The organism is Silvanigrella aquatica, from assembly GCF_001907975.1.
Lineage (GTDB): Bacteria > Bdellovibrionota_B > Oligoflexia > Silvanigrellales > Silvanigrellaceae > Silvanigrella > Silvanigrella aquatica.
The window spans coordinates 1,968,167-1,993,238 of sequence record NZ_CP017834.1 but is presented as its reverse complement, the minus strand read 5'-3'; the positions used below and the strand labels follow the sequence as shown (position 1 = coordinate 1,993,238).

Sequence of the window (25,072 nt, the reverse complement as noted above, 5' to 3'; positions counted from 1 at the left end):
ATGAATAGGGCAAATCAATTTGCAAAATTAACAGAACTTATTTCTGAAGTAGAAAATATTAACGGTGCGACTTGTGTACTATATTGGGATCAAAATACATATATGCCCGCTCAAGGAGTTGCTGGTAGAGGGAGGCAAATTGCAACCTTAGGTAAAATTGCTCATGAAAAAATGACAAGTTCTGAGGTGGGGCGTTTATTAGATGATTTAACGCAATATGAAGAGGAGCTTCCTTATTCTTCATTTGAATCCTCTTTTTTGCGTTGTGTGCGGAGAAATTACAATCGATCATTAAAAATTCCAGGTCAATTTATTTCAGATATGTTAACACATCAGTCCGTCTGTTATGATGCCTGGATTAAAGCAAAAGAAGAAAATAATTTTAAATTAGTGCAACCTTTATTGGAAAAGACATTAGAATATTCAAAAAAATATGCTGATTTTTTTGAATATAAACATATTGCTGATCCTCTTATTGAAGATTCTGATTTTGGTTTTACTACAGAAACAGTTCAAAAAATATTTTCAGATTTACGCCAAGAACTAGTTCCTTTTGTGAAAGGAGTTTTACTAAATAAAACTCCTGATGATTCCTGTCTCAGAAAAAATTATCCTATTTCATTGCAAGAACAATTTAGCAAAAAAATTATTGAGAAATTAGGATATGATTTTAATAGAGGACGACTCGATACTACTCATCATCCTTTTATGATTACTTTTTCCCATGGTGATGTGCGTATTACAACAAGATATCAAGAAAATTTTTTAACGGAAAGTATTTTTAGTACCATTCATGAAACAGGTCATGCCTTTTATGAAATGGGATGCGATGTTTCCTTAGATGGTACTCCTTTATTTGGTGGAACATCCAGTGGTGTTCATGAAAGTCAATCAAGACTTTGGGAAAATATTGTAGGAAGAAGTTATGCGTTTTGGGAATATTTTTATCCATTTTTGCAAAGTGAATTTCCAGAGCAATTAAATTCTGTTTCTTTAAAAGAATTTTATCTTGCTATTAATAAAGTATCTGCAAATTTAATCCGTACTGATGCTGATGAACTAACATATAATCTTCACGTTATGATCCGTTTTCAATTGGAACTTGAAATGCTCGAAGGGAAATTAAAAGTCAAAGATTTACCCGAAGCTTGGAATGCTTATTACTTAAAAGATTTAGGACTTAAAGTACCAAGTGATTCTTTAGGCTGTCTGCAAGATACACATTGGTACGGCAGTCTCATTGGGGGGCAATTTCAGGGTTATACATTAGGTAACATCATGAGTGCGCAGTTTTATGAGGCTGCGGAAAAGGCTATCCCCAATTTATCAAGCCAATTTAAAGAAGGGCATTTCTCGCCCTTAAAGAACTGGTTAGAGCAAAATCTTCATAAATATGGAAAAAAATTCAAAGGGTTAGAGGTTTTGAAAAGGGCAACCCAAAAAGATCTCACCATTGAGCCCTATATGAACTATTTAAGGAAAAAATTTCCCATCAAATAATTGACGTTCTGGAAATAATTTCTTTGTTTATAAATTTGCAATCGCGACGAAACAATGTTCAGCGTTACACAGCCCAATTTGTAAATGACCCCCATGGATGGGGGAAAAAAGAAACCTCATTTTGGACTACAGCGCTTAAATTCAGCTGTTTGCCTAGGGATGGGTTTAGGTTCTAAGGACGGAACCGATGGTTGCAATTTACAAAGGGGCTGTGTGGCGCTTTTTTGTTTTCTGGTTGCTTTTGTGGGTTTTTCTCGATAGACAAAAAGGGTCTTGTGGCCTTTTACTCTTTTTAATGGGTTAAACTTATGGAAAGCGAACTTCTCATATTTTCCGGTAATGCCAATCGTGATTTAGCAAATAAAATTTGTCAATACCTTGATACTCCCCTGGGGACAGCTCTCATTGGTCGTTTTTCAGACGGGGAAACCCGTATTGAAATTGAGAGCAATGTGAGGGGACGAGATGTGTTCATCATCCAGCCGACCTGTAGCCCCGCTAATCAAAATGTCATGGAACTCCTTATTATGATTGATGCTTTAAGACGTGCCAGTGCGCAACGAATTACAGCAGTCATTCCTTACTATGGATACAGCCGCCAAGAGCGGAAAAGCACACCTCGGACACCTATTACAGCAAAATTAATCGCCGATCTACTTGTCAGTTCAGGCGTCAATCGCATTTTAACCATTGAGCTTCACACGGGTGCAATTCAAGGTTTTTTTAACCTTCCTGTCGATCATTTATATAGCAAACCTGTGTTTGTAGAACATTTTGCGAAAATGAACTTTGAAAATCCGATTATGGTTTCACCCGATGCCGGAGGCGTTGAAAGAGCGCGTGCCGTTGCGAAGTTTCTAGGTTGTGGTTTAGCCATAGTCGATAAACGCCGCGATCGTCCAGGAGACTCCAAAGTTATGAATTTAATTGGAGATGTTAAAGGGAAAACCGCTATTTTGTTTGATGACATTTGCGATACCGCAGGCTCATTGACTTCTGCCGCTGCCGTTTTACGCGACAATGGAGCTTTAAAAGTTTATGCCGCCGCAACTCATGGCGTGCTTTCAGGGCCTGCTATAGATCGTATTAATGACAGTTGTATTGAAAAATTATTTATCACAGACACCATTCCTATTTCTGAAGAAGCCTCAAAATGTTCTAAAATTGAAGTCTTAAGTGTCTCTGAGTTGCTTGGAAAAGCCATCCGTCGTATTCACAACTCGGATTCCATTAGCTCTTTATTTATATAAGGCACTCAAAACAGTGGAAAATCTTCAATTTTCTTCATTCCCTTCCTCTCTTTTTGAGCAGCCCCTGCACCAAGGGGAAGGGGTACAGTTTCTTGATTTCGAAGGCGCACAAATTGCCTTCGATTTTCAATCCGCCAAGGCTCCCTGCGAAAAACTTCTTGTTTTAGTCAACGGATATCAAAGAAATCGCATGGATTTTCGTGCTTTTCGTAAAAAGATAGAAAAACTTTCGCCTCAAACGGCAACCCTCGCTTTAGATAATCGCTATTGTGGACAGACGACCGTAAGCTCTTCCAATCCTTTAACTGTGATTCGTATGGCAAGAGATGTTTCAGCATTGGCTGCATTCTATTGTAAAATATTGAATTTAAAAGATTTTTCACTACTTGGTATCAGTATGGGGGGTATGATTGCCCAAACCTTGGCAGCAGGTAATGAAAACGTGGAAAATCTGTTTTTAGTCAGTACTACGGCAGGTGGACTGGGCAGAACTTGGCCTGTTGCAGTTAAGGATCCTTCTTCCTTAGAATATAAAAATCATTATGAAAATTTAGATTCCACAAAGAAACACATGGAACGTTACTTTGGTGCACGGTTTTTAAAATCATCCACATTATTGTTTGATATGATGTGTAAAACACTTGTAAAATCGAATACAGGCGAAATGAATGAGTCCGCAAAAACTCAATTTTTAGCTTCATCTACCTTTGATGGTGTTGAAAATATTGCAAAAATTAAGGCAAAAACATTAATTGTTTCGGGCGATGAAGATCAAATCATTCCTCTTGAAAACGCGCATTATTTAAGTAACAATATTGCTCATTCTTCTCTTGTTGTTTACCCCGAAGTGGGTCATCTTATTTTAATCGAAGAACCGGAAAAATTTGCAAACGATATTTGTGAGTTTTTAAAGTAAAAGGTCGTTATGTCGCAAGCAAATGCTTTACATTTAAATGAAAAAGATTGGTCTGATTGGTTTGTTTCACAGGGTGATAAACCATTTCGTGGTCGTCAAATTATGGATTGGCTATATATTCGTCATCAATTTTCTCCTGAAATGTTTTCGAATATTCCCAAGCATTTGCGTGAAAAATTAGCGGCTGATTTTAATTGGTCTTTGCCAAAAATTGATACCATTTTACCTTCCGATGATGGCAGTGAGAAAATATTACTGAAGTTACACGACGGGCTTTTTGCGGAATGTGTTCTTATGCCTTCGGATAATCGCGTTACTTTATGTGTAAGCAGTCAAGTTGGTTGTCGAATGGCTTGTACATTTTGCCAAACAGGGAAAATGGGTTTAACTCGTAACTTAACAACAGGTGAAATTTTAGTCCAAGTTGTTATTGCAAATATGCGTCTGGTTGAAAGAAATATTTTAAATCGTAAAGTGACTAATATTGTTTTTATGGGAATGGGTGAACCACTCGATAATTATAACAATGTTATAAATGCTTGTAAGGCCTTTATTGATCCTAAGTTATTTGCTCTATCAAAACATAAAGTAACTGTTTCTACTTCAGGACTTGTTCCTGAAATTATGCGTTTAGGTAACGATGTTCCAGTTGCCTTAGCGATTTCTTTACATACCGCTGATGATGCGCAACGCTCCGGTATGATGCCTGTAAATAAAAAATATTCCTTAGAGGAATTAAAAAAAGCGTTACTCAATTACCCTGTGCAAACAAGACACGGTATTACTTTTGAATATGTCATGATTCAAGGAACTAATGATTCTATTGCTCATGCTAAAAAATTAGTAAAATTTCTTCATGGCTTGAAAGCAAAAGTCAATTTAATTCCCATGAATCCACACCCTGGCGCTGTGAATATGGTTGCAACCGATTTTAATCAAATGCGCGAATTTCAAAAATATTTGTCTGATCGCTCTATCCCCGCTCCCGTGCGCTATAGCCGAGGTCAAGATGTCAGTGCTGCCTGTGGACAACTTGCTACGAAAAGAAAAGAAGAAATCAATTTGCCACCACGTACAGTGGCCTTAGCACGAAGACGTGAATACCTTGCGGAACGCAATTCTTCAAATTAAAAAATTTAATATTTTATCAATTTTCAATTTTAATATCATATTTTTTCAATATTTGTTTGAATCTTCCGGTTTTTTTGAGTTCAATAATGCCATCGGATAACATTTTCGCATATTTTTCAGAGTTAGGTAACACTTTAGGGAAACCTATATAAATTCCTGTTTTCTTTCCTATGCTTCCTGCTTCTCTGACTTTATCATTTAACTTTATTTGCTTAAGAGTATAATTTGCTACGATGCTTTCTTCAATAGTAGCATCTATTTGTTTATTTAATACTTTATTTATGTTTTTTTCAAATACAGATTCACCACCGGCTGGAACAACTTGCTTTGCATATTTATTTATCGTATTTATTTCCCCGCCATAAACATATCCGAGTGTCAGGCCTACTGTAATGTTTTTGAGGGATTCGGGATCTTTATAATTCCATTTGTTATCTTTTAATACGTAAAATTTATTTAAACTTTTACCAAAATCTTCTTTAGGAAAAATATATTTATCTTCACGTCCTTCTTTGTAAGCCGCACCCATAGCGTCTAATTCCCCTTTTTCGTTTGCTTTTAAAACCCGTGCCCAGGGGAGTACAACATATTTAAACTTAATATTGTGCTTTGCAAATATTTCTTCTGCCATGTCGACAACGTAACCCTTCTTTTGGCTTGTTGTTTCGTCACAGGTATAGGGGCACCAAAAGTCGCTGCCAAATTGGATCACCTTTTGCTCTTCCGAAAGTGCATTTGTAATGGGCAATAGCATTGTGGCAGATAAAAATACATTTTTTAAAAAGTTATGAAAAGTTGATTTCATTTTTGGATTTCCTTTAATGTTTCAATAATGAATTTAGCATGATTAATTTTATAATTTTGAAAGTGTTAGGTTTTTGGCAAGTTAACATAGAATTTAAATTCATCTACATTCTGCGTTAAATAAATTCTAATTATTATTGTGATATCGTTTCTAATATCGATATACTAGTTGGAATATTAAATCCTGAACCTTAAAGTGATTCCTTTTGGTGGACAATGTGCTATGAACTTAGGCGTTCATATAGAAGGGTTGTCCAATGGTAAAGAAGAAATCAGTTAAAAGTCAATATTCTCTTGAGTTTAAGAACCAAGTTCTTGAAGTTTTAGAAAATAGTCCTAAAAACATGGCTCAAATAGCTAGAGAGTTTGGAGTATCTTACCCCACTCTAAATAGTTGGAATCGTTCTATTGGAGATAAAAATAAGTTAAATTTTTAATGAAAAACCCTGATGAATTAAAAAAACTACAGCGAGAAAACGAACTTTTAAAAAAGGAAAATGAAATCCTAAAAAAGGCGGCAACCTTCTTTGCAAAACAGCTCGATTAAAATTCGAGTTTGTTATGCTAGAGAAGGAAAATTATCCTGTATATTTGCTCTGTAAAGTTATGCGCGTTTCTAAGAGTGGATTTTATAAATGGTTTGAGTGTAAAGATAAAAATCATCACTTTGAGTTTAGCCTTGAAGAAGAAATAAAAAAAATACATACTTCTTCAAGAGGTACATATGGAAGACGGCGGATTTTATCCGCTCTTAAAAAATCATTTATTAAAGTTGGGCAAAAACGCATATCCAAGATTATGAAGAAACTAAATCTGAATGGGGTCGGCAAGCCTAAATTTAAAACAACAACAAAGGTTGATAAGCAAGCAATGCATTTTCCGAATTTAATTTCAGGAGATTTTACTTCCTATAAGCCCAACGAACTTTGGACCAGCGATATTACATATATTCCAACAAAAGAAGGCTGGGTTTATTTGTGTATAATATTGGATACTTTTTCAAGAGCAATCATTGGTTGGAGCATGCAAGATAATCTAAAAAGAGAAATTGTTTTGAATTCGCTAAACATGGCATACAAAAAAAGGTCTCATTTTCCAAATGGAATAATTTTTCATAGTGACAAAGGATCGCAATATTCAAGCAAATAAGTTAGAAAATATTTAAAATTAAATCATTTTCATCAAAGCATGAGCAATAGCTGCTATGAGAATTCTATTACAGAAACATTTTTTTCAACTTTAAAAAAAGAATTGGTATATCGATGCAATTTTCTTACCAGAAAAGAAGCAAAATCTTCGATTATAGAATACATAGAGGTATTTTATAATCGAATTCGTGCACACTCTGCACTTGATTATCTTGCACCTTTAGAATATGAAAAGAATTATGAAATTTAATCGTCCACTTTTCGGGGATCACACCAAACGCTTGCGGATCCTGTAAGGCTCCCGAGGTTGAAGAAGTATTTTCATAACGGAAACCAAATCCAATGAGCCCGCGTTTGCTTAGCAGAACTAACAAATCTGTAAAAATATTATAGCCATTATAATAAATTCCACTAATAACGAGTTGTGAATAGCCACTGCTCAATGAAAGATTATATTTTCTAGGTAATTCTGTGTCAGCTTGATCAATCGAACTCCAGTCATATACAGGAATATTTGCAGCAAAAATATTAAATGAATAAAAAATAATTAGAAATATGAAAATTAATTTTACCATAAAAATACTATTATTTGAATTATTTTTTTTGTATTTGAATAATAAATGTTTTTTATTCATGTTAATTCATGAAATTAGTTTTCAATAAATTACGATGTATTTATGTTCAATTATTTATAAAAATTATTGGTAATTTTGTTTATTGATTTTTTTAAATATTAAGATAAAATTTAATTTGGAAATGTCTTTTTAAATTAAAGCTAGAATGTGCCAATATCAGTCTCAGCTTCGTCTTAAATATTATAAGTTATTTCAAAAAACGAGTCATATGTAGTTGAATAAAAAAAATTCACTACATGGTTTTTTAGCTACCACATTATTTATGGGAAGTTTACTCAATTATGCATTTATAATAACGGATTCGCTTTGAAAGGATATGTTCATTTATTGTCAAAAAATTACAAAGATTTACCTATTAAATAACGATTGTAGTCTTTTTGTTGTAATAATAAGGTGACCATAAATAGTTAATTTAATTTTAATTAATTTTTAATAAAAATGTAATTTTTTTTACTTTAGAAATCCAGGAAAAGCTTCGCTTAATCCTTTAATTACAAATTCTATAGCAATGGCTGCAATGAGAATACCCATAATGCGTCCCATTAAATTTAACCCTGTTTTACCCAATAAACGAAATAAATACTGGCTGTAATTTAAGGTTAATGCTGTAACAAACATAACGAGTATGATCGCTATAACTAGGAGACAATAATAAAGGAAATTATGTGCTTCTGTAGACTGCACAACAATAGTGGAAATCGCTCCAGGGCCCGCGAGTAAGGGCATGGCGAGAGGAACTACGGATATATCATCCTTTAGTCTGCTTTCGTCTTCTTCGTCATGTTTCATTTTTTCAGAAGAGCCCATCATATGCTCAAGAGCGAAACGAAGTAACAAAATTCCGCCAGCGATGCGCAATGCTGATATGGAAATACCAAAAAGATTTAAAATACTCATTCCCGTGAAGGCAAACACTAACAAAATGCTCGAAGCAATTAAGATCGCTTTGCGTCTTGTTTTTTTGACATCACTTGGGGTGAAACGTTCTGTCAGAAGGAGATAAACTGGTATAGCGGCAAATGGGTCTACCATCACAAAAACAGAAATGAAGGTATTAAAAAGGTAAGATAGGGACGCGCCCATAGTTGAGTTTTGATCCATCAAAAAAGAGATGAAATCCATAAGTCTGTTCCTATCATGATTTGAGTACGGCAAAGCTAACAATTTGAGGCTTTGCAAGGGAGGATACTAGTGAAATTTCTTGCTGTGAGTCAAGATAATGATCTCGTTAATTCAATTTGTTCTGAATTTAAGCAACAAGGTTATGATATTTTTAAGTCACTTTCTTTGAAAGAAGCCCGTGATTTGTGCAAAAAAGAAAAACCCGATGTTATTGTAGCCGACCACATTCAATCTGATGGCAATTTTTTTGATTTTTATGATGCTTTGAAGAGCGATTCAGGTAAAGAAACGCCTCCTGTTGCCATATTGCTTGCCGATCCTCAAAGCACTTTAACTCCTGAAGTGACTATTGCGATGAGCTGCTGGGCTCTTTTTAAAAAACCTTTTCAGATAAAATCCTTATATTATTCAGTGGAAGATGCTGTTTTTTCTAGGAAAGAGGGCTATACCAAGCGTTTGGACGAGCGTATCGATCTGACGTCGCGATTAAATCTCAAATTGCCAGATTCTCAAAGAGTGATCTCTACTTTTTCAACTAATATCAGCTTTGGCGGCTTTTTTGCGGCTTTAACCGATAATTTTCCTGAAGTGGGTGGTATTGTTGAATTTCGTCTGATGTTTTCAGCAACAGAGGCCTTGGAAGGGAAAGGGCGTGTTGCTTGGGTTCGGAAGGAAGCAAAAGTGGGAGAGCAAATGGGATGTGGTATTCAATTTACGGAAGGACGTGAAAAATATGTTCAGTTTTTAGTGCCCTTAATTAATGAAACGAGAACGCGTCAAATTGAGCTTGCTGCTTTTAAAATTGAGGATTTAAATGATATTTTAAGTCAATCTGTGCGAGCTGCTAAAGAAAAAATATCAAAAACGGTTACTGAAATTTATTTGTTACCTCATGAAGAAAAAATATCAATTTTATGTCGCAGTCCACAAATATTAAGTGTCTTTACTTTGCTTATTTATGAATTAGTTCATCCTATGCGGGATATCAAAGGTTCAAATTGCATGATTGCAATTAATGCGAGTAAAAAGAAAAATGTAGATATTATTTTTACTTGTATTCCAAGTGGGGCTTCTCTTTTTATAGAATCTTTAATTGAAGATAAAATTCAACCTATTTTAAAATCTCATAATGCTAAAATTCAGTTTGAATTCAATTCAATAAGTTCTACAGTGATAGTTACTTTAGACTGTGCTGATCAAAATGCGAAAAAATAAATATTTTAAATAATTTTTTGATTGCGAATGACTTTTTCTTCTAAATCAAAATCTCTTTCAGGAATTATTCCTTTAATAATACTATCGTCTACTTCCGTAAAGCATATTAAAGTCTGATATGCTGCATTTAAATGTGCCAAGGTATGAGGAGCTGTTTTTTTCTTAAGGTGCTCTGCTCGCATAAATTCAAATAAATTTAAAGCATTTTTTGTTTCAAATAATTTTGTTTCATTAGCTTTTGCAATAATTTTTTCTTGATAAGTTTTAATGCTATTATCATTAAATAAAAATGGCGCACCAAATTGTTTTTTGGGTACCATAGCAGATAATTGCCCTAATTTTTTTTGATAACTGCGTCTTAAAATAGATTTGTCTTCAAAACCCCGAATTAAAAGATTATCCTTAAGTTTTGCAGCAATATGAGCCATTTCTTTAGATAAATAAGGAGTTCGTCCTTCTATCGTATTTGCCATTTCCATACGATCACCCACCCAGTTTAAAACTTGAACTGGTAAATGGGTCTTGCAAAAATAATTTTGCCAAAGAATTAAACTATTATTAGGATCGATTAAAAATTCTTCATCTTTTTGCAGACCAAATGAAAACCAAGAAACAATAGATTCTTTTTGTTCGGTGAGCCATTTTAATCCTTCTTCCGAACCCATTAATGCGTAAGTGATCGTTCTAATTTGACCAAATAAAGGATGAGGAATTCCCCATAGTTTTAAACTGTCAATGAAATCTTCTCCACTTCCTTCTGCACTTGAGCCTGCCGCCCAAGGATCTTTTTCATTGCTGGCAAACTTTTTTAAGTAAACAGTGTCTCGCCAATTATTTCCAATAGGTAAGGTATTTATTTTATCGAATACATTTTTTTCAGGTCGGTTGTGTAATGCGAATTTCCACCAACTTGCATAACGAAAGCTTGGATAACCACAGAATAATTCATCGGCACCGTCGCCTGTTAAAACGCCTTTTACATGCTGTCCCGCAAACCTGCTGAGCCACCATTTGCCGGCTCCGTTGGTATAAGGTTGTACATTTTCAGAATGATAAACGGCAATTTTATAAGAATAACTTAAATTTTCATCGCTCACTTTCCAAATGTGGGGTGTTAAACACATTTTTTTTGCAAAAGATAAAGCTTCTGTTGACTCACTGTATTCATCATGCTGAAAACTGATGGTGAAAGATTGTATATTTTGTTTAGGCTTGTGTTTTAAATTATATTGAGCTGCTTCAAAGGCAACTGCTTTAGAGTCTATGCCACCACTTAAATAAACACCTAATTCCAATTCGGAAAGCATGCGATGTTCGACCGCTTTGTGAAGTGATTTAGAAAATTCGCCGTATATTTCATTATGACTGGGCTCTTTTTCTACTTGAGAAGATCGAATAGGGGCTTTGGTAAGCTGTAACTTTACCACATAATGATCATTTTGTTTTTTTGCATATAAAAAAGAATTTTGTGGGAGTTGAATAATATTTTGAAATGGTGTGCGAATAGGTTCGTAAAGTCCAACAAATTGCCTTAAAAATCCTTCTCGATCCCATTTTTTATCTATGACAAGACCTTTCATTTCACTTGCAAATTGAATTGACTTTGTTTTAAAAACATAAGATTCTTTTGCAACCGTAAATGCGTTGGTGGGCACATCTTCAAGAGCTAAAAAAAGAGGCTTAACGCCAAAAGGATCTCTCATGGCAATCATTTCTGAGGCATCTGTACTGCAAATAACAATACTATATTCCCCTTCAATATATTTTTTTATTTCAAGACCGTAGTTTAAAAAACCTTCAAGTAAAGTTTCTGTATCGGTTTTAGTAGCAAATTGATAGCCCTGCTCCGCAGTAATTTTTTTACGAATGATATTATGATTATAAATTTCGCCATTAAATACAATAACCCATTTTTTATTTTTACTTAACATAGGTTGAATATTTGATTTGACATCTAAAAAAGACAATCGAAAATGAGTTAACAGAATATTTTCAAGTTCAACCTTACGCATAGGTTCATTGCCTCTATGCTTTAATTTTGCCGCATTAGAATAAAACTTTTCTTTAAAATTTGAATTTAAGGAATAAACACTGGAAGGAGTATAAATAATTCCTGCGTAACCACACATAGTGACTCACTTTATGAAAAATTTATTGATAAATCGATAATTTTTTAAGTTTCTATATGTAGTTTACTTATTAGGAATTGTTTTGGCAATGTTATTTTTTTGCAGTTTCTCTTGAAAGGCGCGCAAGAACGGAGAGAGCTCTGGTAACGGGATTATTGCCGAGATCATTTTCAAGATTTGGATTTAATATGATTTCTTTCCAAAGTGCGAATTCAGCAGAAATTTCTTGTTGTGAACCCATATTTGCTAATTGAGCTTGAAAGCGCGCTTCTGCGCTGGCGTATTGCAGTGCCTCGGTACGCGTTAAGCGTGAAAGCAGATGAAGAGCGTACAAGGATTCGGTTCTACTTGCGAAAAAAGGTGACTTTTTTCGCATAGAACGCGCAAGAAATTCAACATAATCATAGTGAGGTTTAGCGGGTTCGAAATTTTCTTGCAGAGTTTCTCGATACACTTTTTCTAGCAAATTAAAGGAATATTCTTGTAACCAGAGTGCAGGAGCCGATTGAAAAATAGTAGCACAATAGTTGCTTCCTCCTTCCACAACCCATTGCGGTGGTTCTCGTAGACTGGCGTCCCAAAGATGAGCGGCTAAGGTACGGATCCAGCGCCATTGGGAGCGTTTAAAAAAGCGACTTTCTTCATTTTGCAAAGGCATTTCTACAGCCCAATTGGCAATATATTTCGACACATAATTATTATCTTTTTCAGTTAAGGTAACTAAAATGGGGAATATATTTTGTGCTAAAGACATTGCTTGATCGAGTAAATTGGGTGCATTTTCTTGAATTTTTTGCATAGGATGAGAGGCTAAAAAAGAAAAATCTTTTTGAATAGCACGAATAAGACCGCGAAAAATTTGAATTTGTGAACTTGCGTTTTCAGCAGCGCATTTTATGGATGTGACATAACTTTCATGGCTTTCTTCATGTAATATTGCTTCCACTAAGGCTTTTTCGAATAACCATTCTATTATAAATCCAATTTTAAATTCTGTTGTTTTATTTGCTTTAAATAATTCTAAAACAGTATTTAAATGTTTGATGCGTCCTGAAGTTCCATTTTTAGTCGGATTTGTTTTATAGTAAAAAGTACCATTACGTAAGAGATGATCGTCCGAAGCTTTTAAAATAATATTGATCATTTCTAGGGGCTCGGGTCTTACGGTGGCCACAGTCGTGTCATGAATATAATCGTTAGGCGACATGAGCATAAAACGTAATTGTTGAAAATAAGCAGAGTTTCTCATTAACTTCGCTAAAATAGGGTTGGTTGTTTTAATTAAAACAGTTAAAGTTGCTTTATCATCTAGATCGACCTGTTTTCTAGCGTGAAAAAAAGACAGAATTTTTTCCGATAAACTTTCGATTAACGTATCAATTTTAATGTTATTTTGAGCATCATAGTTCATATTTTTTTGCAAATGTCTTAATAATGCTCTTAACGAACCTGATGCCGCTTTAAAAGACAAAAACTCAGGAAACTGAGGGTGTGTTGCCAAATAAAAAACAAGGTCACAGCAATCTTCTGTGGAAGTCGCCTGGGTCACAGCCTCTAGAATACCGTTGCAAGTTGCTGTATTTAAAAGGTGAGCAGGGACATGGGATTCAAAAATTTGGGCACGCAGAACGTCGGCGATTGTCTGTGGAGATATTTTTCTTTCCACAAAACCCATCAACATATGAGACACAATGCCATCTGTAGATTGCTGTTCTGCACTCATTTGAAATTGATTGCGCAGATTCTTCATTGTTATCTTGACTCCTGACCATAAGTTAGTGTTACCCTGTGTTCCCGTGTCGAAACAAGATTGTCGAACGGAGTAAGTCGAATGCAACATAATGATAGTAAGGCCCCTAAGCGGTTCTCTCAACACCCTGTAAAATATATATTCGTTACCGGCGGAGTCGTCTCCAGTATAGGTAAAGGGCTTGCCGCAGCAAGCATTGGAGCCCTACTTGAGACACGTGGGTTACGTGTCTCAATGACGAAAATGGATCCTTACATTAACGTTGACCCTGGTACAATGTCCCCTTTCCAACATGGCGAAGTTTTTGTAACCGATGATGGCGCTGAAACAGATTTGGATTTGGGTCATTATCAACGTTTTACCAAAGCGAATCTTGCGAAACGCAATAGTTTTACCTCGGGACAAGTGTACGATACCGTCATTAGCAAAGAACGCCGTGGCGATTATTTGGGCGGAACAGTACAAGTGATTCCGCATATTACGGATCAAATCAAAGCAAACATCATCACTGCGTCTGAAGGGGCTGATGTTTCCATCGTAGAAATTGGCGGTACCATTGGCGATATCGAGAGTCTACCATTTCTCGAAGCAATTCGCCAGTTTCGCAACGATGTTGGAAAAGAAAATTCTATTTTTATCCATGTTACCCTTGTCCCTTATATTCGGGCAGCGGGGGAATTAAAAACAAAACCAACGCAACATTCCGTAAAAGAGCTGCGCTCCATTGGGATTCAGCCCGACATTTTAATTTGCCGTGCCGATCAGCCTATGGCTCCTGATGTGCGTATGAAAATTTCAACATTCTGTAATTTACCGAAAGAAAGTGTTTTTGAAGCACTTGATGCGGATAGTATTTATAAAATGCCTATTATTTATCATGAGCAAAGGCTCGATTCCCGCATTGTGGAATTGCTTGGCATTTGGACAGCACAACCGAATTTAGATGAATGGAATCGAATTATTGAATGTATTGAGCGTCCGAAACACGATCTTAAAATTGCTGTTGTGGGCAAATATATGGGAACAAGGGACTCTTACAAATCTGTGTACGAAGCGCTCACTCATGCGGGCATAGCGAACGAATCACAAGTGAACATAGTTGGTATCGATTCTGAACAATTAAACGCTTCTAACGCAAAGGAAATGCTTTCTTGCTATGATGCTATTCTTGTTCCAGGTGGTTTTGGCGATCGTGGTGTTTTAGGTAAAATGGCCGCTATCCAATATGCTCGTGAAAATGATGTTCCATTTTTTGGTATTTGCTTAGGAATGCAGCTGGCGTGTCTCGAATACGCGCGCAATGCGCTTGGTCTTGTCGATGCCACTTCGGAAGAGTTCGATGCCAATGCAAAAAATAAAATCATTCATTTGATGGAAAGTCAGTATGGTGTGCGTAAAAAAGGCGGTAGCATGCGCCTTGGTGCTTACGATTGCATTGTGCGTCGTAATACAAAAGCATTTGATTCATATCATGCTGACCGTGTGAGCGAGCGTCATCGTCATCGCTATGAGTTTAATCCGGAATTTAGAAATCGTTTTGAAGAATCGGGTTTTATCGTTTCTGGGGAAAGCCCCGACGGTACGCTTGTTGAAATGATGGAATTAGAAAATCATATTTGGTTCTTAGGCTGTCAAGCCCATCCTGAATTGAAGAGTCGCCCTATTGCGCCGCATCCTCTTTTTAGAGATTTTATTGCAGCCGCATTGGTCAATTCAAAAAGAAAAGAGGGAGTTTAAATTTTGAAGACCATTCAACGTAGTTATGAAAAATCTGAATCTGTTATGGAGCGAAGTCGTAAAGTCTTTCCGGGTGGCGTAAATTCACCGGTGCGTTCCTTTCGCTCTGTGGGAGGAACACCTCTTGTTTTTTCCCATGGCCAAGGAAAAAATTTATTTGATATCGATGGCAATAAATATGTTGATTTTTGTTCTTCTTGGGGGCCGCTCATTTTAGGATATTCGCATCCGGTCGTCATTCAAGCCATGCAAGAACAACTTCACAAGGCTGTTACTTTTGGCGCTCCTTCGGAATTGGAAACACGTCTTGCTGAAAAAATTCAAGAATGGATTCCTGGTATTGAAATGATGCGTTTTGTCAGCAGTGGTACTGAAGCTACTATGAGCGCTGTGCGTGCTGCCAGAGCAGCTACAAATCGTAATAAATTTGTGAAATTTGAAGGCTGTTACCATGGTCATGCCGATCAATTTCTTGTGAAAGCGGGCAGTGGTTTAGCTACTTTAGGTAACACCAGTTCTGCTGGAGTTCCAGCAGGAACAACTCAAGACACTTTGACAGGAATTTATAATAGCGAACAAAGTATTCGTGAGATTTTTGCGCAATATGGCAATGACATTGCTGCTGTTATTATTGAACCCGTAGCAGCTAATATGGGTCTTGTTTTACCAAAGCCTGGATTTTTAGAATTTTTACGTAAAGTAACAAAAGAAAATGGTTCTGTTCTCATTTTTGATGAAGTGATGACTGGTTTCCGTTTATCGCGTGGCGGTAGTGCTACCTATTTTAATGTTCAACCCGATCTTTGGACGTTTGGTAAAATTGTGGGCGGCGGTGTTCCGGCGGCAGCTTATGGTGGTAAAAAAGAAATTATGCAAACCATTTCTCCCTTAGGTAACGCTTATCAAGCGGGAACTTTATCGGGAAATCCTCTTGCGATGGTAGCAGGATATGCTACTCTTTGCGAAATGGAAAAGCAAAATGCCTTTGAAAAGCTTGAAAACTTGGGTAAATATTTAGACAAAATTGTTGCTAAATTATTAACCCCCTATATTGAAAAAGCACAGGTGAGTTTTGTGCGTATAGGGTCTTTTTTCTGCTTCTTTTTTGGAACAAATGTTCCTCCACAAAATTTTGCTGAAGTTTCTTCGACAAATATGAATATGTTTAATAAAGTTTATCATTCTTGGTTACAAAATGGTATTTATTTAGGGCCAAGTGGCTATGAAGTCGGCTTTTTAAGTACTTGTATAGAAGAAAATGATATCCAACTTATGGTTGAAATTGTGAAGCAAGAATTAGACACCGTAGCTTAAAACTGCGGTGTTTTTTTTAAAGGAAATAAATTCATGCTTGGAGCGGAAGTTTTATTGTTCCTCATTGGAATTTCTTCCCTTTCTATTTGGTTGTTTAGTAAAGTAGAAATTTCTGTTACCATTGCAATTATTTTTTCATTTATAACATTTTTTTTAGGATATATTTCTTATCCTTCCTTACTCTTAATTATTTTATTTTCTTTTTCATGTTACTATTATACGTCTGTAAAAAATAATTTTTTAAAATTTGCATTATTATTGGTAATTGCTACTTTTATAACGGTTGTAATTTTAAAAATAATTCCAGAGTCAAAATCCATCCCTATTTTTCAAGGCGTCACATTTAGCCCCTTGTCAAAACCATTTTGGATGTCAATTGAAATTGAAAAATCCGTTTGTGGAATTATATTAACCGCATTTTTAATAAAAAAGTCAAAAAAGTTAAGTGATTGGTTTCAAACTATAAAAGAATTTCCACTGCCCTTAATTACTTTACTCTTATTTTTACTCACTCCCGCATTGCTGTCTCATTTTGTAAAAATTAATTATAAAATTCCTAGTGATACATATCTTTTTATTATTAATAATTTACTTTTAACCTGTGTTGCTGAAGAAGCTTTTTTTAGAGGCTTTTTACAAAAAAATCTATTCGATTTTCTCAGTAAAAATTTAAAAATGAAAAAAGGGGCAGATATTTTTGCCATAGTATTGACCTCTGTAGCCTTTGGTTTAAATCATGTACAGGGAGGTATTTTATACGCTATTTTTGCATTTTTTTCAGGAATTTGGTATGGATATGTTTATCAAAAATCATTTAAAATTGAATCTGCAATATTAATTCATTTTGGCTTTAATCTGGTTCACTTTATTTTCTTTACTTATCCTTCTTATATCGGACATAAATAATTTGGAGTTTTTTTAAATGTTAGAAAATTTATTTCTACGCTGTGTCGTGCAACGAGCAAAGCATGCCGAAGTTTTAATTGAAGGGAATTCCCAAGGAAAAATGGATCAGGGTCTTGTTATTTTACTTGGCATAGGATTTAAAGAAATACAGGCCGATATTTCTGAAGAAAATGTTCCTCATGTTTTAAAACAATTTATTCCCTCCATGGAAAAATTAGCTGAAAAACTTGTTTCTTTACGGATTTTTGAAGACAGTGAAGGTAAAATGAACCTGTCTGTAAAAGACTTTGGAGGCGGCATATATATCATTAGTCAATTCACTCTTTTTGGTGACTGTCGCAAAGGAAATCGTCCCAGTTTTACCATGTCCGCCAAACCACTTTTGGCAAAACCCATATATGAAAAATTTTTAGATATACTCAATTTAAAATATGAAAAATCTTTGGTTTATAGCGGTGTGTTTGCAGCAGATATGAAAGTATCCTTTTGCAACGATGGACCTGTTACATTGGTTTTTGATTCAGGAATAAAGGGGATTATGTGAGTTTTAAATCGCATTTTATTAATGTAAAAGCGAATTTACGACCTTTGATATCTGTGTTTTATCCAAGCACTGTAAAACAGCGTATTTTTTTGGGTGTTATTATTGGAACTATTTTTTCATTGGTACTTTATCATTTTTTACCTTTGTTTTTTGTGTTACCTTTATTTTTACTTTATTGTTATTTTATTTTATATATTCTTGTCGATAAACCTACTCATTCTCTTATGCAGCTTACGCGTCATGGTGGATTTGATGCGGGAATTGATAGCCTTCCCATTGTTGGTAATGATGAATTTTCAAGAATTGCGCGTGCTGTGCAAGACATGGCGAAAAGAATGCGTGGCAGTATTTTGGAAGCGCGCGAACAAACCTCACGATTAGATGAAATATTTGCGGCCATTGGTGAAGGCGTTGTCATTGTCAATCATGAAGGAAAAATATTAAAAGTTAATAATACGGTGCGGCGTTGGATTGGCTGGTATTCTGACGTAACCGATCGTGATGTGATTGAAGTTTTACGTAGCGTAGAACTTTCTGCAATTATCCAAAAAATGATTCAAGATATTAAAGAAAATCAATCTATTCAAGCGCAAATTATTGAGTCCTTGCATTTAGATGGTCCCGAAATTCGTCGTGTGCGCGTCAAAATCGTGGTCTTGCAATCGGAACAGCAAAAACCTGTATTTATGATTTTTCTTTTTGATTTAACAGATATTCATAAGGGAGAAGAAATCCGTCGCGAATTTTTTGCCAATGTGAGTCACGAATTAAAAACACCTATTGCCGCCATTCGAGGTTATGCCGAAATTATTCAAGATCTCCCTGTTCTTTTAAATAACGAAACAGCACAAAATTTTTTATCTGTTATTGTTAGAAACTCGGAAAATTTAACCAAATTAATTGATGAAATGCTTATCGTAACAGGATTAGAATCGGGTTCCTTAACCTTAGTTATTAAACCCTATAATATTCAAGAAGGACTACGGAGAGTTGTCGAAAATATTTTGCCCAAAGCAAAACAAGCTGAAGTCGAAATTCTTTCCGATGTGGATCCCGAAATTGAAGAAATATATGTTGACGCACAACGCTTTGATTCTGTTCTTGTTAACTTAGTTGATAATGCTGTAAAATACAATCGCCCTGGTGGTATAGTTAAAATTAGTGTTCGTAAAAATGAAACACATCATATTATATTTCTAGAAGATACCGGTATTGGAATTCCAAATCACTCTCGTATTCGCGCCTTCGAACGCTTTTATCGCGTCGATAAATCACACAATCGTTTAGGCGGTGGTTCCGGTTTAGGTCTCGCTATTGTAAAACATGTTGTCCAAGCGCATGGTGGTTCTATCTCTTTACGCAGTGAAGTAGGCGTAGGAAGTGTATTTACAATTATGTTACCTAAAAATCCAAGTAAAAAGAAAATTGACTTACTTACAATATTTTGATAATTTTTTTTGTTACTTTTGTGCAGATGTTTTTATTTATATATTTGTTTTTTTATTCAACCTTATTGCCAAGGAATTTATCACATGGATAAAGACTTAAGTTCACAGAGCAATCAAATGAATCGAAGAGACTTTGTTTATAAAACTGTTGCCGCTGCCGGATTCGCATTGGCTGTGTTACCTATTGCTCACTCAGCAATTATGACCGATACCGAAGGAATTGAAGCGAAAGATGTGAAAATTCCTGTTGGAAAATTAAAAATTCCAGCTTATCAAGCCATGCCTAAAGGAACAGGACCGTTTCCAGTTTTAATGATCAGCCATGAGATTTTTGGTTTGCATGAATTTATTCGAGATCTTTGCAGACGCTTTGCCAAACTTGGTTTTTTTGCCATTGCCCCCGATCTTTATTATCGCCAAGGTGATGTGACTAAAATAAAAGAAATTCCAGATATTATAGCTAAGGTTGTTTCTAAAGTAACTAACGAGCAAGTTAATGGGGATCTCGATGCCACTGTAAAATATTTAGGATCAACAAAACGTGCCAATTTAGATAAAATAACTATGACAGGTTTTTGTTGGGGTGGTAAAGCAACTTGGCTTTATGCCGCACATAATCCTAAAATCAAATCGGCCATTGCGTGGTACGGTCCTCTCGTTCCAGGACCACAACAAGGAAATCAAAAAGCACCTCAAATGCCTATTGATATTGCGGCAACTTTAAAGGTTCCTGTTCTTGGATTATATGGTGGAAAAGATACTTATATTACCAAAGAACATGTGGAACAAATGGAAGAAGTATTAGATAAAGGCAGCAGTGGTTCTAAAATCATACTTTATCCCGATGCGGATCACGGTTTTTTTGCAGATTACAGACCTACTTATAATAAAGATGCCTCCGATGATGCTCTCAAACAAATGCTTGATTGGATTAAAAGCCACTAATATAAAATTAGTACTTTAATTAAAATAAAGGCGATCTTTTTCTTATGGATCAATATTTATTAATTTCGTCAACAGATCATTTTGATTCAGGAAATATTAATAATTTTTATTATCTCGCGCTTAATTTAAAGTTACAAAAAAATAATGTAAAATTATTTTTTCTGCAAAATGCAGTTTTTTCTTTAAGAAAAAATATTCCTAATTTTAATTCTATTTCAAATTTAATTTCATCAGATATTCCTATTTATGTTGATGATTTTTCTTTAAAGGAACGAGGCTTAGGCAAAGAAAATATTTTAGAGGGAATTATGATATCTCATTTGGATTTTATTATTGAGCAATTATTAACTAAGACAAAGGTTATATGGCATTCTTAATAGTTCAAGGATATAGCTATGTCGACCAAGAAAAAATTAACTTTTGTGTTAATGGATCCTCCCTTTGAAAGTGCGCGCAGCACAACAGCTTTGCGTCTAATAGGTATTGCCGTTAATAAAGGAATTGATGTTAATGTCTTTGCCTATGAGGGCGCTGTTTCCTTAGCCTTTGCGGGTCAAAAACCCCATTCCAATCCTGTGCATGGCCGTAGCGTTGAAGAGGAAGATCACCCCACAACAAAAGACTGGATAGCCGCAATTTATGAGCAGGCAAAAATCTCAGGTTCTAAAATAGATTGGGTTCAGTGCGGCTTTTGCGTCGATGAACGGGGTGCTGGTGAATATGCTCCCGAAATGCGTCGCAATGGCCCCACTGAGCTGCTTAAATTTATAGAAAACTCAGATAATGTTTTAGTCATTCCCACCCGGTGAGAATTAAAAAGAGTGTGAATATGAAAAAGATTTTGCAAATTGTTGAGTCGGCTTATCGTGGTACTTTAGAGGAACAAGACGACACCATTATTTGGCTCAGCCATATTTTAAAAGATGCCGGGGGTAACATAGATATTTTATTAAGAGGTCATGCCATAAATTATTTATCAATAAAGCAAAATGCTTCCGGTCTTATGTTCGGTCAAAAAAGACAAACCCAACCTCCTCACATTGCAAATGACATTGCTAAAATTATGGAAAAAGGTGTGATGGTATTTTATATATCTGAAGACGCTGTGGAACGCGGTATAGAAATTGAAAATTTTTTAACAGGTGCTCAAAAAATATCTGTAAAAGAATGTCCTCAATTATTTTCTAAATATAATCATATTTTGCATTGGTAGAATTAAAAAAATATTTTTAAAATTTGATTTTTCATAATTTACTCCCTAATTTTATTTCGTGTTGTGTGTAAATTATTTTTGATACGTGTTATTATATTAACCTTTATTTAAAAATGGAAATCATATGAATCCAAATGAAAAGTACTATCAAATGCGTATAGGTGATTTAAATTATGGCAATCATGTGGGGCACGATCGCTTGGTGACCCTTGTCCATGATGCTCGCTGTTCTTTATTCGAAAAATATGGTTTAAATGAATTATCCATAGGACAGGAAGAATGTTCTTTAATTGTTAATGAAATTCATTTTTATTATAAATCAGAGCTTCATTTTTTAGATAATATTAAAATCACATCCTGTTTTTTTGATTTGAATTTATGCTCTGTTAAAATAAATTCCGTGGTTTATAATACCGACAAAAATATTATTTCAGCAATTGGCAATGTGAAGTTAGTCGGATTTCATTTTAAGAAAAATAAAATATTAAAACTACCCGAAGAATTTAAAAATCTTGTTGAAAAATATTTTGTTTCTGAGCCAATCAGTTTATAAATTAATTAATTGACAAATAGTATATATATTATTAGATAAGTTCAATAAAAATAGGTATTTTAAAAATGAAAGAAAGATTTTATATGGCTGAAAAAAATAAAACCTTTACACTTGCTAAGCATGACTCTGATTCTGAATTGGAAAAAAAATGGTTCGGTGTTAAGAGTAATTATACCCAAGCTAAGAGGAGTTTAATTAAAGAAATAAATTCTTTTTTAAATGAAAAGAATATGAATAAGAATGACTTTTGCAAATATATTGACCTTACTAATAAAGATTATAAGAGGTTAATGGATGAAACAGAAGATATTTCTCTTATGGTTATGGCTCAAGTGTCAGTTTTTATAGGGTATAATTTTGAAATAACATTTAATAAAATAAAATAATTTTATTAATAAGTTTTGCACTTTCTTGTTCACAGATTTTCAGAAGACTATATTAAGTGAATGCTATCTAAAATAACTAAAAATAGAGGGTATTTTTTAGAAGATAATCGGGGTCGCTTTGAATTTCGCAGCTTACCTTTGCTAATTCTTTATCGCTCAAGGGATTATACATGGCGTACCTAATATTTTTCTCTGTTGCCCGGTATGCGCCACAGTTTGGGCAGTCAATGCTAGCAAGCTCGTCCTTGCCATTCGTTGTTATTGTTGCTTCAGATTTGCATAGTAAACATTTGTAATCGCCCATATCAATGCCCTCCCTGCTTGGCTACGATATTGTGTTTCGGTAATATATAGAGAAGCTTTAAAGTGACAATTGTCAGAAAATAGAGTCCAAGTGAACGGAGTATTCAATGAATGCTTATAGTTTTGAAGGAAGAATTAATTAAATTTTCGCTATTTAAATTATTTACCAGAAACGAACGTATATCCCCGACTTCTAAAGTCGGGGATATAAGTGAGCTGAAAAGACCGCAGCACCAAACGGTGCAAGGTTTAATTGAAAGCCTGACGAGGCATGCAAAAAGACGATAGGAATTTTTGCTTATCGAAAGTTGGCTTTAGCCGTCTTATTAATCAGACGTAATTATAATTATTAATTTTTGATATAGAAAATTTGATATTTAAATAAATCGGTAGTACCCTATAATTAATAGGGGAGATTCATGACGTTTGAGTTAGATTCTAATAATCATTCTGTATTTAGTTTAAACTATCATTTGATTTTGGTTATTAAATATAGAAAAAAAGTTTTAACAAATCAAAAAATGTTATTGCGACTAAGAGAAATTGCAGAATATATTGGGGTAAGCCACAATGTAAAAATTAAGGAAATGAATGGGGAACCTGATCACGTTCATTTTTTGCTTAGAACTAAACCAAACTGTGAACTTTCTAAATATATAAATGCGATGAAATCAGCTACAAGTAGACTTCTTAAAAAAGAATTTCCTGAAATTAAAAAGAAACTTTGGGAAGAATCTTTTTGGACAACATCTTATTGCTTAATAAGTGTAGGCAGTGCTCCTATAAATGTTCTGAAAAGGTATATTGAAAATCAAGGTGGAGTTGATCATTAATGATAACAATATATCGCTACAGAATTAAAGATTCAGGGAAAGCAAATAGAGTGCTCTCTCAAATGTCTCGTTCTGTAAACATGGTATGGAATTTTTGTAAACAAACTCAATAAGATGCTCTTAAAAATAAATCCGTTAAGTTAATAGATGATGATAAAGAAATTGCGATAGATATTGGAATTAAAACTCTTGCAACATATTCAAATGGTGAAAAGATTGATAGACCCAACTTAAGAAAAAATGCTTTAGCAAAAATGCGGTATTTAAAAAGATGCCAAAAGTTTGCACAAAGAAAACAATCTAAAAGTAAAAAATATCATTCTTTTCCCAAAGCAAAACAAGAAAGAAAACTACATGTAAAAGTTGCTAATATAAGGCAAGATTATTTGCATAAGGAATCTACAAAACTTGTAAAAAATATTCTCTTATTGTTGTAGGTGATGTTCCTTGTAAATTCATGAATCGCAATAAAAAGCTATCAGGAATATCACTCGATTCAGGAATAGGGATATTTAAAAATATGTTGAAGTACAAAGCCGTTAGAGCTGCTTCAATATACAAAGAAATTTCAGAAAGAGATTCAACTCGGACGTGCTCAAAGTGTAGTGAAATACTACCACGGATCGGGCTTGGAGTAAGAACATGGGCATGTGAAAAGTGCAATACGATCCATGATCGTGATGTAAATGCGAGTATAAACATACTCAACGCATACAAGAACATGTTCCCTATCGGGCATGATAGGCCGACTCGTACGAAGAAAAATTCTAGCTAGTTTTGCTTTTGTATCTAAGGAATCCCCTTCCTCAAAAAATCGACGTTAGGAGGTTTTTAGGGAGGGAAGGATGTGTGCGCCGTGCAAAGGGCGATAGGTTTGGTGGTGTAAGTCCACACAACGAAGGAATAACGTAACCACGTTGTAGCGAACATTGAGTGTAATTTAGTGATGAATTGCACTAAGCGTATGGAGCGAATTGTGCAGGCCGAAATGTGAAAACGTGAAGCGATTTAGTCCCGAAAGTACCTTCAACCTCTTGGGTGACGCCGTACGTCCAGCGGAAACCAAAATCAATTACTTCGATAGACGTGAGATGTAATTGGCAAGAGCGGGGTTGTTAAGCTCGGCATGTACAAAGAAATCTGTCAGTCAACACGGGAGATTTCATATTCTCACTGTAGAAATACAGAACTGACAAGCAAAAGGATAAAACCATAGCAAATCAACATGAGATATGAAAAGTCAGAGGGTTCATAGTAGTTGGGAAGTGAGTAATGATCATGGAGCGAAGG

General features: G+C 34.9%; 28 protein-coding genes. 23 read left to right on the top strand and 5 right to left on the bottom strand.

Annotation, left to right across the window (positions count from 1 at the left end):
- From AXG55_RS08225 to rlmN, 4 genes are all read left to right on the top strand, one after another.
- The gene (locus tag AXG55_RS08225) at positions 1-1,500 is read left to right on the top strand and encodes a carboxypeptidase M32 (protein ID WP_148697643.1); all 1,500 of its coding nucleotides are present in this window, start codon (positions 1-3) and stop codon (positions 1,498-1,500) included.
- Positions 1,501-1,808: 308 nt separating this feature from the next.
- A complete protein-coding gene (locus AXG55_RS08220; RefSeq protein WP_148697642.1) occupies positions 1,809-2,750 on the top strand; it encodes a ribose-phosphate diphosphokinase in 942 nt (313 codons plus the stop codon).
- Positions 2,751-2,763: 13 nt separating this feature from the next.
- A complete protein-coding gene (locus AXG55_RS08215; RefSeq protein WP_148697641.1) occupies positions 2,764-3,666 on the top strand; it encodes an alpha/beta fold hydrolase in 903 nt (300 codons plus the stop codon).
- A gap of 9 nt (positions 3,667-3,675) precedes the next feature.
- Positions 3,676-4,797, top strand: coding sequence for a dual-specificity RNA methyltransferase RlmN (gene rlmN / locus AXG55_RS08210; RefSeq protein ID WP_148697640.1), 1,122 nt, complete (start codon positions 3,676-3,678; stop codon positions 4,795-4,797).
- A gap of 16 nt (positions 4,798-4,813) precedes the next feature.
- Here the strand turns inward: rlmN and AXG55_RS08205 are convergent, their stop codons facing one another.
- Positions 4,814-5,602, bottom strand: a complete 789-nt coding sequence (locus AXG55_RS08205) for a substrate-binding periplasmic protein (protein WP_148697639.1) — start codon at positions 5,600-5,602, stop codon at positions 4,814-4,816.
- A 256-nt stretch (positions 5,603-5,858) separates the two neighbouring features.
- Between AXG55_RS08205 and AXG55_RS08200 the strand changes: the two genes are divergently transcribed.
- From AXG55_RS08200 to AXG55_RS15155, 3 genes are all read left to right on the top strand, one after another.
- The gene (locus tag AXG55_RS08200; RefSeq protein WP_148696755.1) at positions 5,859-6,038 is read left to right on the top strand and encodes a transposase family protein; all 180 of its coding nucleotides are present in this window, start codon (positions 5,859-5,861) and stop codon (positions 6,036-6,038) included.
- 124 nt (positions 6,039-6,162) lie between these two features.
- Entirely contained in the window at positions 6,163-6,750 is a 588-nt protein-coding gene (locus AXG55_RS08195) for an IS3 family transposase (protein WP_148697638.1), read from the top strand.
- A 39-nt stretch (positions 6,751-6,789) separates the two neighbouring features.
- Entirely contained in the window at positions 6,790-6,999 is a 210-nt protein-coding gene (locus AXG55_RS15155) for an IS3 family transposase (RefSeq protein ID WP_148697637.1), read from the top strand.
- On the opposite strand, the gene AXG55_RS14855 is transcribed toward AXG55_RS15155, so the two are convergent.
- Both AXG55_RS14855 and AXG55_RS08185 read right to left on the bottom strand, forming a co-directional pair.
- Positions 6,902-7,324, bottom strand: a complete 423-nt coding sequence (locus AXG55_RS14855) for a hypothetical protein (protein WP_233231447.1) — start codon at positions 7,322-7,324, stop codon at positions 6,902-6,904. The genes AXG55_RS15155 and AXG55_RS14855 overlap by 98 nt on opposite strands.
- Positions 7,325-7,834: 510 nt before the next feature.
- Positions 7,835-8,506 (bottom strand): MarC family protein, encoded by a 672-nt coding sequence (locus AXG55_RS08185; RefSeq protein ID WP_148697636.1) that lies wholly within the window; start codon positions 8,504-8,506, stop codon positions 7,835-7,837.
- A gap of 69 nt (positions 8,507-8,575) precedes the next feature.
- Between AXG55_RS08185 and AXG55_RS08180 the strand changes: the two genes are divergently transcribed.
- Positions 8,576-9,721 (top strand): PilZ domain-containing protein, encoded by a 1,146-nt coding sequence (locus tag AXG55_RS08180; protein ID WP_148697635.1) that lies wholly within the window; start codon positions 8,576-8,578, stop codon positions 9,719-9,721.
- 5 nt (positions 9,722-9,726) lie between these two features.
- On the opposite strand, the gene AXG55_RS08175 is transcribed toward AXG55_RS08180, so the two are convergent.
- Positions 9,727-11,850, bottom strand: a complete 2,124-nt coding sequence (locus tag AXG55_RS08175) for an asparagine synthetase B family protein (protein WP_148697634.1) — start codon at positions 11,848-11,850, stop codon at positions 9,727-9,729.
- A gap of 91 nt (positions 11,851-11,941) precedes the next feature.
- A complete protein-coding gene (locus tag AXG55_RS08170) occupies positions 11,942-13,600 on the bottom strand; it encodes a hypothetical protein (RefSeq protein WP_148697633.1) in 1,659 nt (552 codons plus the stop codon).
- Between the two features lie 81 nt (positions 13,601-13,681).
- Between AXG55_RS08170 and AXG55_RS08165 the strand changes: the two genes are divergently transcribed.
- From AXG55_RS08165 to AXG55_RS15145, 15 genes are all read left to right on the top strand, one after another.
- A complete protein-coding gene (locus AXG55_RS08165) occupies positions 13,682-15,337 on the top strand; it encodes a CTP synthase (protein ID WP_148697632.1) in 1,656 nt (551 codons plus the stop codon).
- Positions 15,338-15,340: 3 nt separating this feature from the next.
- Positions 15,341-16,651, top strand: coding sequence for a glutamate-1-semialdehyde 2,1-aminomutase (gene hemL / locus AXG55_RS08160; protein ID WP_233231088.1), 1,311 nt, complete (start codon positions 15,341-15,343; stop codon positions 16,649-16,651).
- A 33-nt stretch (positions 16,652-16,684) separates the two neighbouring features.
- Entirely contained in the window at positions 16,685-17,557 is an 873-nt protein-coding gene (locus tag AXG55_RS08155; RefSeq protein WP_148697631.1) for a CPBP family intramembrane glutamic endopeptidase, read from the top strand.
- A 16-nt stretch (positions 17,558-17,573) separates the two neighbouring features.
- Positions 17,574-18,101, top strand: a complete 528-nt coding sequence (gene dtd / locus AXG55_RS08150; RefSeq protein WP_148697630.1) for a D-aminoacyl-tRNA deacylase — start codon at positions 17,574-17,576, stop codon at positions 18,099-18,101.
- Positions 18,098-19,549, top strand: a complete 1,452-nt coding sequence (locus AXG55_RS08145; protein ID WP_148697629.1) for an ATP-binding protein — start codon at positions 18,098-18,100, stop codon at positions 19,547-19,549. Before dtd ends, AXG55_RS08145 begins: the two co-directional genes overlap by 4 nt.
- 84 nt (positions 19,550-19,633) lie before the next feature.
- Positions 19,634-20,494 carry a dienelactone hydrolase family protein gene (locus AXG55_RS08140; RefSeq protein WP_148697628.1) on the top strand — a complete coding sequence of 287 codons (861 nt, stop codon included), beginning with the start codon at positions 19,634-19,636 and terminating at the stop codon, positions 20,492-20,494.
- 44 nt (positions 20,495-20,538) lie between these two features.
- The gene (locus AXG55_RS08135; protein ID WP_148697627.1) at positions 20,539-20,871 is read left to right on the top strand and encodes a DsrE family protein; all 333 of its coding nucleotides are present in this window, start codon (positions 20,539-20,541) and stop codon (positions 20,869-20,871) included.
- An 18-nt stretch (positions 20,872-20,889) separates the two neighbouring features.
- Entirely contained in the window at positions 20,890-21,303 is a 414-nt protein-coding gene (locus tag AXG55_RS08130; RefSeq protein WP_148697626.1) for a DsrE/DsrF/TusD sulfur relay family protein, read from the top strand.
- Positions 21,304-21,323: 20 nt separating this feature from the next.
- On the top strand, positions 21,324-21,707 hold the full coding sequence (locus tag AXG55_RS08125) for a hypothetical protein (protein WP_148697625.1): 384 nt from the start codon (positions 21,324-21,326) through the stop codon (positions 21,705-21,707).
- A gap of 124 nt (positions 21,708-21,831) precedes the next feature.
- On the top strand, positions 21,832-22,260 hold the full coding sequence (locus AXG55_RS08120; RefSeq protein ID WP_148697624.1) for an acyl-CoA thioesterase: 429 nt from the start codon (positions 21,832-21,834) through the stop codon (positions 22,258-22,260).
- A gap of 65 nt (positions 22,261-22,325) precedes the next feature.
- Entirely contained in the window at positions 22,326-22,646 is a 321-nt protein-coding gene (locus AXG55_RS08115; protein WP_148697623.1) for a hypothetical protein, read from the top strand.
- A gap of 170 nt (positions 22,647-22,816) precedes the next feature.
- The gene (locus tag AXG55_RS15045; protein WP_272866900.1) at positions 22,817-22,942 is read left to right on the top strand and encodes a hypothetical protein; all 126 of its coding nucleotides are present in this window, start codon (positions 22,817-22,819) and stop codon (positions 22,940-22,942) included.
- A 426-nt stretch (positions 22,943-23,368) separates the two neighbouring features.
- Positions 23,369-23,782 (top strand): IS200/IS605 family transposase, encoded by a 414-nt coding sequence (gene tnpA, locus AXG55_RS08110; protein ID WP_148697622.1) that lies wholly within the window; start codon positions 23,369-23,371, stop codon positions 23,780-23,782.
- A gap of 143 nt (positions 23,783-23,925) precedes the next feature.
- Positions 23,926-24,219 carry a transposase gene (locus AXG55_RS15150; protein ID WP_148698834.1) on the top strand — a complete coding sequence of 98 codons (294 nt, stop codon included), beginning with the start codon at positions 23,926-23,928 and terminating at the stop codon, positions 24,217-24,219.
- Between the two features lie 20 nt (positions 24,220-24,239).
- Entirely contained in the window at positions 24,240-24,557 is a 318-nt protein-coding gene (locus AXG55_RS15145) for a zinc ribbon domain-containing protein (RefSeq protein WP_148697621.1), read from the top strand.
- Positions 24,558-25,072 lie beyond the last annotated feature (515 nt).